General features: G+C 34.9%; 13 protein-coding genes. 11 read left to right on the forward strand and 2 right to left on the reverse strand.

Annotation, left to right across the window (positions count from 1 at the left end; genetic code table 11):
• The first annotated feature begins 130 nt into the window (after positions 1-130).
• The 7 genes from EZV73_RS27360 (at position 131) to EZV73_RS27390 (ending at position 6,892) form a co-directional block, all read left to right on the forward strand.
• Complete coding sequence (locus EZV73_RS27360; RefSeq protein ID WP_240843765.1) at positions 131-991, forward strand: phosphate ABC transporter substrate-binding protein; 861 nt, start codon at positions 131-133, stop codon at positions 989-991.
• A gap of 233 nt (positions 992-1,224) precedes the next feature.
• On the forward strand, positions 1,225-2,100 hold the full coding sequence (gene pstC / locus EZV73_RS27365; RefSeq protein WP_240843777.1) for a phosphate ABC transporter permease subunit PstC: 876 nt from the start codon (positions 1,225-1,227) through the stop codon (positions 2,098-2,100).
• Positions 2,100-2,921 (forward strand): phosphate ABC transporter permease PstA, encoded by an 822-nt coding sequence (pstA, locus tag EZV73_RS27370; RefSeq protein WP_240843766.1) that lies wholly within the window; start codon positions 2,100-2,102, stop codon positions 2,919-2,921. Before pstC ends, pstA begins: the two co-directional genes overlap by 1 nt.
• Before the next feature lie 8 nt (positions 2,922-2,929).
• Entirely contained in the window at positions 2,930-3,685 is a 756-nt protein-coding gene (pstB, locus tag EZV73_RS27375) for a phosphate ABC transporter ATP-binding protein PstB (protein WP_240843767.1), read from the forward strand.
• A gap of 9 nt (positions 3,686-3,694) precedes the next feature.
• A complete protein-coding gene (gene phoU / locus EZV73_RS27380; protein WP_240843768.1) occupies positions 3,695-4,336 on the forward strand; it encodes a phosphate signaling complex protein PhoU in 642 nt (213 codons plus the stop codon).
• Positions 4,337-4,386: 50 nt separating this feature from the next.
• Positions 4,387-6,000 (forward strand): HAMP domain-containing sensor histidine kinase, encoded by a 1,614-nt coding sequence (locus EZV73_RS27385; protein ID WP_240843769.1) that lies wholly within the window; start codon positions 4,387-4,389, stop codon positions 5,998-6,000.
• Positions 5,993-6,892 (forward strand): transporter substrate-binding domain-containing protein, encoded by a 900-nt coding sequence (locus EZV73_RS27390; protein ID WP_240843770.1) that lies wholly within the window; start codon positions 5,993-5,995, stop codon positions 6,890-6,892. Before EZV73_RS27385 ends, EZV73_RS27390 begins: the two co-directional genes overlap by 8 nt.
• 20 nt (positions 6,893-6,912) lie before the next feature.
• On the opposite strand, the gene EZV73_RS27395 is transcribed toward EZV73_RS27390, so the two are convergent.
• Entirely contained in the window at positions 6,913-8,145 is a 1,233-nt protein-coding gene (locus EZV73_RS27395; protein WP_240843771.1) for a homoserine dehydrogenase, read from the reverse strand.
• Positions 8,146-8,154: 9 nt separating this feature from the next.
• Entirely contained in the window at positions 8,155-8,592 is a 438-nt protein-coding gene (locus EZV73_RS27400; protein WP_240843772.1) for an ACT domain-containing protein, read from the reverse strand.
• A gap of 227 nt (positions 8,593-8,819) precedes the next feature.
• Here EZV73_RS27400 and EZV73_RS27405 point away from each other — a divergent pair, with 227 nt between their 5' ends.
• The 4 genes from EZV73_RS27405 to EZV73_RS27420 all read left to right on the forward strand — a co-directional run bounded on the left by EZV73_RS27405 (position 8,820) and on the right by EZV73_RS27420 (position 15,240).
• Positions 8,820-10,793 carry a toprim domain-containing protein gene (locus EZV73_RS27405; RefSeq protein ID WP_240843773.1) on the forward strand — a complete coding sequence of 658 codons (1,974 nt, stop codon included), beginning with the start codon at positions 8,820-8,822 and terminating at the stop codon, positions 10,791-10,793.
• A gap of 9 nt (positions 10,794-10,802) precedes the next feature.
• Positions 10,803-12,986: a DNA topoisomerase (ATP-hydrolyzing) subunit A gene (locus tag EZV73_RS27410; RefSeq protein WP_240843774.1), complete on the forward strand. Its 2,184-nt coding sequence runs from the start codon at positions 10,803-10,805 to the stop codon at positions 12,984-12,986.
• 169 nt (positions 12,987-13,155) lie between these two features.
• Positions 13,156-14,739 (forward strand): DEAD/DEAH box helicase, encoded by a 1,584-nt coding sequence (locus EZV73_RS27415; protein ID WP_240843775.1) that lies wholly within the window; start codon positions 13,156-13,158, stop codon positions 14,737-14,739.
• A gap of 120 nt (positions 14,740-14,859) precedes the next feature.
• Complete coding sequence (locus EZV73_RS27420) at positions 14,860-15,240, forward strand: hypothetical protein (RefSeq protein ID WP_240843776.1); 381 nt, start codon at positions 14,860-14,862, stop codon at positions 15,238-15,240.
• The last annotated feature ends 541 nt before the right edge of the window (positions 15,241-15,781 follow it).

Here is a 15,781-nt window from a genome sequence, read left to right on the forward strand (position 1 = left end):
ATGATTACATGACTTAACATACCATTAACATAGAGAAAACGAACTTAACAATTAATCTTGATATACTTCTTTATGTAAACAAGAGACATGCATTTTAGCAGGGAAGTTAAAATTATTGGAGGAATTTAAAGTGAAGAAGATTTTTGTATTATTAATGGTAGCTATGTTAACACTTACGGCGATTGGCTGTGGTAGTTCATCAGAAACAACAAAAGAAGCAAGTGGTTCAGAAAAAGAAAGTGTAACAATCAGTGTAGTCGGTTCAACTTCTGTAACACCAGCTATTGAAATGATTGCAAAAGCATATGAAGAGACAAACTCAAACATAAAAGTAGATATTCAAGGTATCGGTTCTACTGCAGGTGTAAATGCTGCTAATGATGGTACAGGCGATATCGGTATGGCATCTAGAAACTTAAAAGAAGCTGAAGGCGACTATGGTTTAACTGAATATGTATTAGCATACGATGGTATTGCGGTTGTCACTCATCCATCTAATCCACTGACTGAACTAGATAAAGAAACAGTAACAAAAATTTTTACTGGCGAAATCACTAATTGGAGCCAAGTTGGTGGAGAAGATGCAAGGATCATTGTTGTTTCAAGAGAAGAAGGTTCAGGTACTAGAGGTGCATTTGATGATATCATGGACTTAGAAGCAAAAAATGATGCTGGCGATAAATACTCCTTAATCGTAGACGATGCAATCATTGCTGATGGTAATGGTGCAGTTAAGGCAAATATTGCTTCAAAAGAACTTTCAATTGGTTATGTTTCTTTATCATACCTTGATGATTCAATTCAACCTCTAAAAGTAGACGGTATTGATCCAACTGTAGAAAACATTGTGAATGGTTCCTACAAGGTTTCTAGACCATTCTTATTGTTAACAAAAGGTGCTGTTACACCTGAAGTACAAGCATTTTTAGACTACGCTTTAGGTAATGAAGGTCAAGAACTTGTTAAATCTAAATGGGTTCCAAGCAAGTAGATTATTACTTACTGGCAGATAGAATGAAGCATTATTTAAGAAGGTTCCTGCTAAGTAACATATACTAACAAAAGGGGATTCGCTCTAAGGAGCGGGTTTTCTTTTTTTTGACTGATACCATTTTACATAAACTTTACTTTCATTTAATACACGACTTACATTGCAGCGCTATAATGATTTTAGATTAGCAGGAGGAAGAAATGGAAAAGACAATTACTCAGAAAAAAATAGTAATGAAGCCTAGAAAGACAATTAGACCCAATCGATTAATTGTTGAGAAAGTCGTAAGAACGATCTTTATGCTGGCTGCTATTACATCAGTTGTTAGTATGGTTTTAATTGCTGGATTTACTTTAGCTAAAGGTTTACCAGCAATAAAAGAAATTGGTTTAATTGATTTTGTATTCGGAATGAAGTGGAAACCAGGTGCAAAGATTTTTGGAATTTTTCCTATGATTGTTGCATCCATATATGCGACTTTTGGTGCCATTGTAGTAGGGGTACCGATTGGTCTCTTGACGGCAATATTTATTGCAGAAGTAGCACCTAAATGGTTAGCAGGTATTTTAACGCCCATGGTTGATCTATTAGCAGCAATACCGTCTGTGGTTTATGGTTTCTTTGGCTTGATTGTGATCTTGCCAATGATTGACGATGTGTTTAGAAATGGTGGCAACAGTTTGTTAGCAGTAATCATTATTTTAGGCATTATGATTTTACCAACCATCATCAATATCTCTTCATATGCAATAAAAACAGTCCCTAAGGAATACAAAGAAGGTTCTTTAGCCTTGGGAGCCACTAAGATGCAGACTATTTTTAAAGTTTTACTACCAGCAGCTAGATCTGGTATTTTGGCTGGTGTGATTTTAGGTGTTGGCAGGGCCGTAGGTGAAACCATGGCAGTACTTTTGGTAGCAGGTAATGCGGCAATTATGCCTGAGAGCCTACTGAGTAGAGTAAGAACACTTACAGGAAATATAGCAGTTGAAATGTCTTATGCGACAGGTCTTCATCAGGAAGCTTTGTTTGCAACAGGTGTGGTCTTATTTGCCTTTATCATACTACTCAACATTTCATTACGATTCATTACTAAGGAGGCAAGTTAATGAGAAAGTTAAAAGATGGGTTTGCCACTTTTCTTATATGGACAGCGGGTGGTATTACTGGTGCGATTCTGATATGGATTGTAGCTTATGTGGTTTTAAATGGTATCAGCGAGTTAAATGTAGCCTTCTTATTTGGTGATGGCGATCAAGAGGGCCTGGTACCCATGATCATCTCAACGGTTTATATCATTGGACTTGCTCTTTTACTTGCAGCTCCCCTTGGTATTTTAAGTGCTATTTACCTAGTAGAATACGCTAAGCAAGGGCGCCTAGTTAGAATCATTCGATTTTCAATAGAATGTCTGGCTTCAATTCCGTCGATCATCTATGGTCTCTTTGGCCTGATATTCTTTGTAACCATCAACAAGATGGGCTTTTCACTCTTATCTGGTGCATTGACCGTTTCTATTATGATACTTCCTACTATTATAAGAACAGTAGAGGAAGCATTAAAGACGGTGCCGGATTCTTATAGAGAAGGTTCATTAGGTCTAGGAGCTACAAAGATAAGAACCATTGTTAAAGTAGTAATACCATCGTCTATTTCAGGTATTGTGACCTCATTAATCTTATCGGTAGGTAGAATTATTGGAGAAACAGCAGCCATACTTTTAACCGCTGGTATGGTTGCAAGAGTCCCTACTTCCATCATGGATTCGGGACGTACTTTATCAGTACATTTATATTACTTGGCAAAAGAAGGTATATCATTTGAAAAAGCATTCGCAACAGCAACAGTACTCTTGGCGGTTGTGTTAGTGCTTAATCTTTCAACAAAGGCATTTGCAAGATGGGTTGAAAGAAGAAACGGCTTATATTAGGAGGCAGGATGAGACAAGCAAAAATAAGCGTTGAAAATCTAGATTTACACTATGGGACTTTTCAAGCTTTAAAAGACATAAATATTGATATAGAGGAAAACAAAATTACGGCTTTAATTGGCCCATCTGGATGTGGTAAATCAACATTCTTAAAGACCATTAATCGTATGAATGACTTGATTGAAACCTGTCATTACACAGGTAAGATCACTTTGGACAATAAAAATATTCAAAAGGAATATGATGTGATTGATCTACGTAAAAAAATTGGTATGGTATTTCAAAAGCCTAATCCATTTCCAATGAGCATATATGACAATGTTGCTTATGGTCCTAGGGCACATGGCATAAAGAGAAAAGAAGAATTGGATGCAATTGTTGAAAAAAGCTTACGTTCAGCAGCCTTGTGGGATGAAGTAAAAGACCGCCTTAAAAAAAGTGCTTTAGGCTTATCAGGTGGTCAGCAGCAGAGACTTTGCATTGCGCGTGCCATTGCAGTAGAACCAGAAGTACTCCTTATGGACGAACCGACTTCTGCATTAGATCCGATTGCAACATTAAGAATTGAAGAGTTGATAATGGAGTTGAAAAAAGAATACTCAATCATAATTGTGACACACTCTATGCAGCAGGCTGGACGTGTTTCAGATAATACAGCATTCTTTTTGATGGGTGAGTTGATTGAATATGGTCAGACAACATCCATATTTAAAAACCCTAAACACCAGAAAACTGAAGATTATATAACAGGAAGATTTGGATAGGAGTGAGTCATGAGAAATGTATATGTGCAGGAACTGAAAGATGTAACAAGTGAAGTTATTCAAATGGCGGGTTTAGTCCAGGAAATGCTTAAGGATGTGATGCATGCTTTAGAGAATAAAGATTTAGACTTGGCTAAAAAAATCATTGCATCTGATGATAAAATAGATAAGATGGAACTAGATATTGAGGATCACTGTATCGACTTGATAGCTACACAAAATCCAATTGCCAGTGACTTAAGAAGAATTACAACCATTCTTAGGATGATAACAGACTTAGAGAGAATTGCAGACCACTGCGTTAATATTGCCAAGGTTGTTATAGCAAACAATGGAAGAAATTTTGTGAAACCATTAGTGGATTTACCGAGGATGAGAGTCATCTGTTCAGAAATGATAGAGGAGGCGATCAGATCTTTTACAAATGAAGACGTCGACCTTGCTAGAGAGGTTATCAAGCGTGACGATGAAGTTGATATGATTTATGAACGTATATACCTTGAACTGCTTGCCATGTTATCTGAGGACTCAGACTTAAAAGATCAAGTTGTCCTTCTGCTACTGATAGGTAGATACTTAGAAAGAATAGCCGATCATACGACCAATATCTCCGAAAGAACTATTTATATGATGTTAGGACTGAGAAAGTAATTATCTTACTTTCTTTTTTTTGTTATAATGGTGGTAATAAGGAGATATACATGAAAATAAACAAGATATGGATTAAGTTTGCATTACCATTAGGGTGCTTAATTATGCTTGCACTGACATTTTTAAGTTTTTCTCAATTTAATAGTACCAAACAAAGATTGATATCTGAGTTTGAAAATGAAGTTGATGTCTATACGGATGTGATTACTTTAGGCTTGTCAGAAGGGGTATGGCATTATAATGACAATGCCATCAATGAGCTTGCTGATGCCTTCTTTATAGATGATGACGTGGCCTATATATATGTCCATGATTTAAATGGTACAGTATTATTTGAACGCAAAGAATTTGGTATTGCTTATGAGTCCAGTCATATCATTGAAAGAAAAAGTTTTGTAAGATACGGCCCCAATCCTATAGCTGAGGTTAGAGTTGGTTTTACCTTCTATCATAAAAATGAAATGTTAAGAAGACAGCTGATGAACAATATCATCATCACTTTGATTGTTATGATGGCGACCCTTGTTTTTGTATATTATTTAAGTAAGCGTATTACAAAGCCATTAAGCATTCTATCCAAGGGATTGGATGCTGTCGCTGAACAAGAGTTTTCTGAGGCCATAGATGTAGGTACAGAGGACGAGATTGGTCTGGTTGCCAACAGCTTTAACCATATGAGGCTTTCGCTAGAAAAAGCTGAACAAGAAGCCAATGAGCTGACGGACCGCCTAGAAAAGATGAATCATGAACTAGAAATCAAAGTAGATGAAAGGACTTTGGAACTAAAGGAAGTGAACAAGGCGCTTGAGACATCTTTATCAACCATTCAAGAAACCCAAGCGGAACTGATTGTAAGAAACGATGAGCTTGAAAAGACTTTGATCACTCTAAAGGCAACTGAAGAAGAGCTGATTTACAATGCTAAACGTGTATTGACCTCACAATTAGTTGCTGGGGTTGCCCATGAAATTAACACACCAATTGGAGTGACTTTAACTTTATCTACATTTATGGAATCTTTACTGGATAAGATACTGAAAAGCTTTAAGAACAATACTTTAACAAAGTCAGAGTTTGAGTCTTTTCTGGACAAGGTAAAAGAAAGTACACGTATATCCACCATAAACTTAGAGAGAGCGGCTACTTTAATAGAAGGGTTTAAGAAAGTTGCTGTTGATCAAGTTGATGAAGTCAAGCAAACTTTTAATGTAAAAGATTACTTTGACATTGTCGTTCAAAGTATTCACCCTGAGTATAAAAAGATTCAGGCTGAGGTTAAAGTGTATGTGGATGAATCACTCGAGCTCTATACTTATCCTGGTGCCATTACTCAGATTTTGACAAACTTGATGATGAATTCTATCATCCATGGTTTAAAAGATTGTCAATCGCCATTAATGACCATAGAGGTAAAAGTGATAGATGATCAGGTTCGTATGATTTATACAGACAACGGTTCTGGTATAGCAGAGGACATAGCGGATAAAATATTCGAACCATTTTTTACAACAAAACGAGGTCGTGGTGGTAGTGGTTTAGGTTTGTTTATAATAGAAAACATTGTTTCGACTACCTTAAATGGATCTATTAAATACCATACTGACAATGGGGCAGTCTTTACCCTGGTTTTTCCGTATGAAGAAATGGAGGGGATTTATGCATAAGCTACTAATTATCTTACTCTGTGTACTTTTAGTGGGTTGTATGATCGATCAGAATGATTTTTCTGATGCAAGTGATGTTGTACCTATGATCCAGATTGTGTCTTCTGAATCTGATATTATGAAGGTTGTTTATCCAAATATCAATGGTGAAGGTGAAGATGGTTTTGGTTACAAGGTACTGGCTCTTGCTCTAGACAAGTCAGGTGTTGACTATGAGTTGACCTTTGATGATACACTTGTTAACAATGATAGAATCAGACAGGAAATATCTAGTGGTAAAATATCCATCGCTGACTTTGGTTATCAAAAGGAATATGAAGCAGATTTAAGAGCTATTTATATTCCTATTGATAAGGGATTAAATGGCATGAGGATATGTTTGATTAACCAGACGATAAAGGATGACTTTATAAAGAGTGAATCTATAGAAGATTTGTCGACATTTACTTTTGGACAAGGTCTAGGATGGGCGGACACGGTCATCCTTAGAGACAATGGTTTAGAAGTTACTGAAGCTCAGTCTTTAGAATCTGCCTTTGAAATGCTTAACAATGGTCGTTTTGATGTCATGCCTTTAGGTGCAAATGAGGCAAAAAAACTATTGGAGCTTTATGATGAATACGATCAGATTGTATTAGATGAAGCTTATATACTCCGATATCCGTTTTTCAGAGTTTTCTTTGTCTCAAAGGACAACAACCTCTTATATGAAAGCGTTTTAGAAGGCCTATCGCTAGCGATTAGAGATGGTTCTTTTGATGAACTTTTTGAAGCCTACTATGGTTTAGATGGTCTTTTAGATGACATGCAGACAAGACGTATTATTGAACTAAAAAATGATGATGTTCAAGAACTCTATGAGGAAATGGAACCTTTTATCATACATAAATAGAAGATGCCCGAGGGCATCTTTTATAGTATCATAAAGTATTTTGAGACAGAGATAATGTTTAGGTTTTGCAGTTTCTGAATGATTTCGAACAAAGTTGATTCAGAGATGCCCTTGATTGTAAATGATAAGTCGTTAGGATTTTCAAAGTCTTTGATTTCCATATTACCATCTGTGAAAAACTTAAGGATTTTTTCAAGGTTAATTGGCTGATTAAGACTATAGAGTCTAACAAGCCATTCGTGTTTGCCTTGTGCATAGTGGCAGATCTTTGGTCTTTTCGTAGCTGGTTCGAGAACTTTCTTTTCATTTAAAAGGATGTCTAGAATATCGCCATAAATGGCACTTGCAGTTGGATGTTTACCAGCACCTTTACCTGAAAAAGTCATTTCTCCAATCGTATCTAAGTCCATTTGTACCGTGTTGTATTCATTGTCTATTAAACCAAGCATCGAGTTGGCTTGTACATAAACCGGTTTAACAAAAGCATGTAAACAGTGGTCATATTGAATAGACTTACCGATTAACTTAATCTTGTAACCAAGCTTTTTGGCAATTGCCATATCTTTCTCATCTAGGTTTGTAATACCATCAATGAGGATGTCTTTTACTTTCAAAACACTGTTCATAGACAGGTGAGTAAGAATTGACAGTTTTCTAGCTGCATCAAAACCTAAAACATCAGATGATGGATCTGCTTCTGCAAAACCAGCATCTTGAGCAGCCTTTAAAGCCACATCGTATGAAATGTTTTCATTGTACATCTTTGACAGTATGTAGTTTGTTGTACCGTTTAAGATACCTGTGATGCTTTTAACCGGGTGAGCAGCCAAGCTCTCCTTTATCGTCTTTAAAACAGGAATAGAGCCACCAACGCTTGCCTCATAATTAAGGGTTACATGGTACTTGTTAGCCAAGGTCATCAACTCTTCACCGTGTTCTGCGATCAGATCCTTGTTGGCTGTAATGACATGCTTTCTTGCCATAAGAGCACTTTTAATGTATTCATATGCAGGATGAATGCCTCCCATAACTTCAATGACGATATCACAATCAGACTTTAATACGTCCTCATAGGAATCTGTAAAAAGACCATAATGTTTATTATCTTGATGTTTTCTAATATTTTTGACAAGTACATGTGAGACGTTTATAAACTCATCATATGATTGTAATGTGTTCTTACTGTTCTTTTCTATAAGATCAAATACACCTGATCCAACTGTTCCATATCCTAATAATGCCACTGAAGTCATTTTTGCCTCCTATTCCACGCCAACGAGTTTCAGTTTTGAAACCCCTTCGATAGTTTTTAAGTTAGTTAGTAATTGTTCTAAGGTACTGTTAAGTTTGCTGACATCAAATGAAATACTTACATTTGCTGCACTGTTTACAGGTGCATCTTGAGTAATGGTTAATACATTGCCATTACAAGAAGCAATATGTCTAAGTAGTGAGGACAAGGTCCCGGACTTATGGGACAGTAGCAAGTTAATGGTTGCCTTTCTCTCTACATTGCTTTCAATTAGTGGAAAGACTTTATCATGGTATTTATAATAAGTCGACCTAGAGATGCCAACCATAGCTACAACTTTTGAGACGCCCAAGGTTTCATCGGACTTCATTATTTCTTTAGCTTCTATGACCTTTTCAAAGACATCAGGTAATACCGACTTGTCAACTAAGATATATTTATTGTTCATAAAGACCTCCTTTGTCCGTGTATGGCGGACAAATGTATTTGATTTTTCGATGTATTTTGACTAGTGTAACATATGTGAAAGGTCGAATCAAGTAATTTTTTAAAGAAATTATCCCTACTACATGTTGGACGTGAACGTACGTTCTCTACTAGCGGTTGATTTTCTTTTCGATATCTAGTAAAATAAAAATGGCGTTCAAGACGCAAATAGAAATTTGAGGTGTATAAATGGTACGTAAGAAAAAAGATGCCTATGGTAATAACAGTATTTCTGCTTTAAAAGGTGCTGATCGTGTAAGAAAAAGACCAGCAGTAATATTTGGTTCCGATGGTTTAGAAGGTTGTCAACATTCCTTTTTTGAGATCCTTTCAAACTCGATAGATGAGGCAAGAGAAGGACATGGTAATGTAATAGAGGTAACAAGACATGATGATTGGTCCATAACTGTCCGTGATTACGGTCGTGGTATTCCTCTGGATTATAATGAAAAGGAAAGAAAATATAACTGGAAGTTGGTTTACTGTGAGCTATACGCTGGTGGTAAATATAATAATAACGATGGTGAGAACTATGAATACTCCTTAGGTCTTAATGGTCTAGGAGCCTGTGCAACCCAATATGCTTCTGAGTACATGGAAGTTGTGGTGTACAAGGACAACATCAAGTATTCTATTGACTTTAAAAAAGGCAAGGCTGCAGGTAAATTAGAAAAAGAGCCTTTTGAGCATGCATCTGGTACAATTCAGAAATGGAAACCAGATTTAGATGTGTTTACAGATATTCAGATTCCACTATCTTTTTATCAGGATGTTATGAAAAAACAATCCATTGTAAATCCTGGTGTTATTTTTAAGCTATATGATGAGTTTGAAGATGAAACATATGAGTACTGTTATGAAAATGGTATTGTAGACTATATTAAAGAAGTCAATGAAGATAAGAACTTTACTGAGGTTATGTACTACACTGAAGAAGGCCGTGGTCGAGATCGTGAAGACAAACCTGATTATAAGGTAAAGGCTGAACTGGCATTTTCCTTTAACAATGAAGTCAACTTAACAGAGTATTATCATAACTCATCTTATCTAGAGCACGGTGGTGCACCTGATAAGGCTGTTAAGAATGCCTTTATTTATGAGATAGATAAGTTTATTAAAAAGGTTGGTAAGTACACCAAGGGTGAAAAGAAAATATCTTTCCAAGATGTACAAGACAGTTTGGTAATTGTCATTAACTCATTCTCAACAATGACTTCTTATGAAAACCAGACAAAAAAGGCCATCAATAATAAGTTTATTCAGGAGTTTATTACTGACTTGATCAAATCTAAGTTAGAGATTTACTTTATTGAAAATAAGATTGAAGCTGAAAAGATTATTGATCAGGTTTTAGTTAACAAGCGAAGCCGTGAAAAAGCTGAAAAAACACGTCTTAATTTAAAGAAAAAACTCGGTGGCAAGGTTGATATGAACAACCGTGTGGCTAAGTTTGTCGACTGTAGAACCAAAGACAAATCTAGAAGAGAGCTCTATATTGTGGAGGGTGACTCGGCACTCGGTTCATGTAAACTTGCTAGAGATGCTGACTTTCAAGCCTTGATGCCGGTAAGAGGTAAAATCTTAAATTGTCTTAAAGCTGATTATGATAAAATTTTCAAAAGTGAGATTATCATTGACCTTTTAAAGGTATTAGGATGTGGTGTAGAGATTAAGTCGAAACACAATAAAGACTTAACGACTTTTGATTTAGATAATTTAAATTGGGATAAAGTTATCATTTGTACCGATGCCGATTACGATGGTTTCCAGATTCGTACTTTGATTATGACTATGTTGTACAGATTGGTACCAACTTTGTTTGACGAAAATAAAGTCTTTATTGCTGAAACACCATTATATGAAATAACCAACAAAGGTAAAACATACTTTGCTTATACTGACAAAGAAAAAAATGATATTTGTGAACCACTTGAAGGCTCTATTCATGTTCAACGTTCGAAGGGATTGGGTGAGAACGATCCTGAAATGATGTGGCAAACAACCATGTCACCAGAGACAAGGAAACTTGTTGGATTTGATAGGGAAGAAACTCAAAAAACAGTGACAATGTTTGAAACCTTGTTAGGTGATGATATTCAAGGTCGTAAGATTTTTATTGAAGAAAATGGTGCCAAGTATTTAGATATGTTGGATATTAATTAGGAGTAATAAATGAATATTATAAAAAGTAGTATTTCGGAGACACTTGAGAGCAATTACATGCCTTATACCATGAGTGTAATTGTTTCGAGAGCGATTCCGGAAATTGATGGTTTTAAGCCATCACATAGAAAACTTCTTTATACGATGTATAAAATGAAGTTAATTAAAGGCGCTAGGACTAAGTCTGCCAATATCGTTGGTCAAACCATGAAACTCAATCCCCATGGTGACCAAGCTATTTATGCAACCATGGTTCGTTTGACAAAAGGTAATGAAGCACTTTTACATCCTTTTGTAGATTCAAAAGGTAACTTTGGTAAAATCACTTCACGTGATATGAAGTTTGCTGCTTCCAGATATACAGAGGCTAAACTAGCGCCAATCTGTGAAGATGTCTTTAAAGACATTGATAAAAATGCTGTGGAGCTTGTTGATAACTATGACGGTCAACTTAAGGAACCGACACTTCTGCCGGTGGCCTTTCCAAATATCCTGGTAAATCCTAATAAGGGTATTGCCGTTGGTATGGCAAGTAACTTTTGTTCTTTCAACTTAAGAGAAGTCTGTGATGCTACAATTGCGTATATGGAAGATGAGCAATTTGATATTCATGAGATTATCAAGGGGCCAGACTTTCCTACAGGCGGTAATTTAATATACGATTACAATACATTAGATAAGATCTATAAAAAAGGTGTAGGTTCTTTTAAGATCAGATCAAAGTATGAGTATATGAAGAAAGATAACTGTATCGAGATTACAGAGATTCCTTATACAGCTACAGTGGAGATGATTATTGATAAGATCATCGAAAACATTAAAAACGGTAAGATTAAAGAAATTTCTGATGTACGTGATGAAACAGACTTAAAAGGTTTAAGAATCACCATTGATTTAAAGCGCGGTATAGATGCTGACAAACTTATGGCCAAACTTTTCAAATTAACAGCACTTGAAGATTCATTTGCATGTAACTTCAATGTTTTAATTGGTGTACAGCCAAAGGTATTAGGGGTTAAAGGTGTTATTTCTGAGTGGCTGAAATTTAGAATTGGTTGTATCAGAAACAAGACGCTTTATGATATCGATAAAATTTCAGATAAGTTGCACTTGCTTTATGGTTTAAGAAGCGTTCTTCTCGATATTGATAAGGCTATTAAGATCATTCGTGAAACAGAATTAGATAAAGAAGTTATTCCAAACTTAATGAATGCATTTTCAATTGATGAAGTTCAAGCAGAATATGTTGCTGATATTAAGTTAAGAAACATCAACAAGGAGTATATTCTTAAAAGAACTGGCGAGATTGATGATTTAGAAAAGACGCTTGAAGATTTAAAGAAAATCGCTAAGAGTGATGCTAGAATCAAGAAAATCATCGCAAAAGAACTAGAAGTCATCAAGAAGAAGTATGGTCAAGATAGAAAAACTTCTATTGTTAAGGCTGATGAGATTGAAGTACATCATGAAACAAGCTTTATTGAAGACTACAATTGTAAGTTATTCTTTACAGACCATAACTATATAAAGAAGATAACATTGGTGTCTTTAAGAGGTAATGACCAACATAAATTAAAAGATGATGATGAGATTGCACAAGAAGTTGATGCAACCAATAAATCTGACATATTGTTCTTCTCATCAAAGTCCAATGTTTATAAGATGAAGGCTTATGAGCTTGATAACACAAAAGCTTCTTCTTTGGGAACGTATTTACCTAATGTTTTAGATTTAGAGCAAGATGAGAAGATCCTTTATATGGTAGTAACGACTGATTACTCCGGCTTTATGATTTTTGCATTTAACAATGGAAAACTTGCCAGAGTACCATTATCTAGTTATGAGACTAAAACCAATCGTAAGAGGCTGGTTAAAGCTTATTCGGATTTTGCACCTTTGGTTAACTTGTTCTACTTTAAAGAAGAAAGTGATTTGATTCTTAGTAGATATACTGCACCGGACGAAATTCGATTGGTACTTGCAAATACTGAGCTAATCAGTGAAAAAACGACTAAGAATACCAAGGGTATTCAAGTTGTAAGATTAAAAAAAGGCAGTGTCATGAATATTGCTGAATTGTCTACGGATGTAGAGCTTAGTAACATAGAACAGTATCGTATTGATAAGGTGCCTATGTCAGGAACTAATATCGACATAGTAGACCGTTTGATGATACAAACTTACATGAAATAAAAAAATGCTTGATTTAAATGTCTCAGGGGTATATAATGTTGAGACGTGTTGAGAATATTATCTGATTATACGAGCCTGAGTGTAAGCTTTGATAATGTTTTTAGCATATAAAGCGAAAACGAAAATTCTGATCGCGAGATCGGGATTTTTTTTACACGAAGGAGAATTTATGGAAAAGATGATTAAATTTAAGGAGCTTGGTTTATCCGAGAATATCTTAAAAGCTTTAGAAAAGAAAGGCTTTGAAGAACCAACTCCAATTCAAGAGAAAACAATTCCGCTACTTTTAAGTGGCACAAAAGACATTATTGGTCAGGCTCAAACCGGTACAGGTAAAACTGCAGCATTTGGTTTACCTATTTTAGAGAAAATCAAACAGCATCAGAAGTATGTACAAGCGATTATTGTTGCACCTACAAGAGAATTGGCAATTCAAGTTGCTGATGAAATGAACTCATTTAAAACGGATCGTAAAATCAAGATTGCAACTGTCTATGGTGGACAATCAATTTCTCAACAGTTAAGAAGATTAAGAGAAGGCGTAGATATTGTTGTTGGTACACCTGGTAGAATTATAGACCATTTAAATAGAAAGAGTTTAAAACTTGATAGAGCTCAGTATGTTGTATTAGATGAAGCTGATGAAATGCTAAACATGGGTTTTAGAGAAGATATTGAAAATATCCTTACTCATGCTCACGAAGACAGACAAATGTTGTTATTCTCTGCAACGATGCCACCTGAAATTTTAGCTATTGCTAAGAGGTTTATGGGTGAGTATGATATTGTTAGAGTTAAAAAACAACAATTAACAACTAATTTAACTGACCAAATTTACTTTGAAGTTTCTAGAAACGATAAGTTTGAAGCTTTAAGTAGAATTGTTGATATTGAAACAGAGTTTTATGGTATTGTTTTCTGTAGAACAAAAGTTGATGTAGATACAGTGGCTTCGAGATTAATCGAAAGAGGCTATGATTCAGATGCACTACATGGTGATGTATCACAGCACCAACGTGAAAGAATTTTAAGAAAGTTCAAGTCAAAGCAAATTAATGTTTTGGTTGCTACTGATGTTGCAGCACGTGGTTTAGATATTAATGATTTAACACATGTAATCAATTACTCATTGCCACAAGACCCAGAGTCTTATGTTCATAGAATTGGTAGAACTGGTCGTGCAGGTAAAGAAGGTACAGCTATTACTTTCGTGACACCGGATGAGTATAGAAAATTAATGTACATTCAAAGAATTGCGAAAACAGATATTCGTAAAGAGCAAATTCCAGATGTACATGATATTATTGAAATTAAAAAGAACCGTATCATGGAGGAACTGCGTTTTTCTATAGAAAATGGTCGATTTGATGCTTATAGAGAAATGGCTCAAAATCTTATGGAGTTAGGTGATCCAGAAGATGTATTATGTGCTATCTTAAAGAGCAACTATAAAGATGAATTAGAAGCGAAAAACTATAACAAGATCAGAAAAGTTCAGTTAGAGAATAAGGGTAAGACTAGACTCTTTATCGCTTTAGGTAAAGAAAACGGTATGAATGTTAAGAAACTTATTGCTTTCATTCAAAATGAAGTGAAAATTGAAAGTAAACTTATCCGTGATATCAAGGTATTAGAGTCTTTCTCATTTGTTACTTTACCTTTTAGAGAAGCAGAAGTTGTATTGGCTGCATTCAAGAAAAAGAAAAAAGGTAGAAAGTCTATTGTAGAAAAAGCTAATGTAAAAAGAAAGTAAGCATTTTATGCTTGCTTTTTCTTATATTGGGTAAAAGAAAAATGACATAGAATTGTAATTTGAAAAGCTTTTATTTAATAGTAAAATTGATTATAATGGTATTAACAGATAGGAGGGTGCATGAAGAAGAACAACACATGGAAAAAAATATTTAAGATTGCAGTTGCTGTGATGGCTATTGCAACATTGGCAAAAATGTACTATGAAGCAAAGTTGTTGGATTTAACCATTGGTATATTTAATCTTGAATTTGGTGGTAAAAATATACATAGAGTTTCGTGCAAATCATTGATGTATATCATGAGAAATACAGAGCCTGATCAATTATTTACTGAAGAGATGAAAATGAATGGTTGGAAGTTAACGGATGTATATGGTAGAGGTCATCTATTTGAAAAGGATGGCGAAGAAATTCTTGTTATAGCAAGAGAACATATGGGAAGATACAAAGTGTTTGAAATTCAAAATAAACATTACTTCTTATCATTAGAGGAAGCATAAGTAAAAGTAAAAGAATTCGATTTATCGAGTTCTTTTTGTTTTAGCTCCAAAAAAGAGGGTAGAAAAGGGACAGTCGCTCGTCTGTATTTAGTACAGTAATTTGTGTCCTATTATTTGTGCAAATGAAAATATTGCGACTATTTAAATGTGTGTTGACTTGTCTAATATATGATGATATTATTAGGAAGCTGTTTGAGTAAAGCAGCCAAAAATATTAAGTTCTGGTGTTTAAAAACATTAATGAAATTAATTAAAAAAGTTGTTGACATTTGGCTTTTAAATTGATATTATATAAAAGCTGTTACAACACAGCAACTTAAAAAATCATTCGATTTAACGAAATGTGTAAGAAAAAATAAATAAGAAAATTATTAAAAAATAACTTATAATTTACTTGACATTTTGAAAGAGAAATGATATTATTAAAAAGTCGCTGAGCTAAGTAACTGCAAGCGATGTAGAACATTGAAAACTGAACAGTATGAGCAAAATACAAGCATACCATTTCGAAAGAAATGGCCCAAAAATTCCGTTTGATTTC

Origin of the sequence: Acidaminobacter sp. JC074, assembly GCF_022496765.1 — a bacterium.
In the GTDB taxonomy this organism is placed as follows: domain Bacteria; phylum Bacillota; class Clostridia; order Peptostreptococcales; family Acidaminobacteraceae; genus JABXKX01.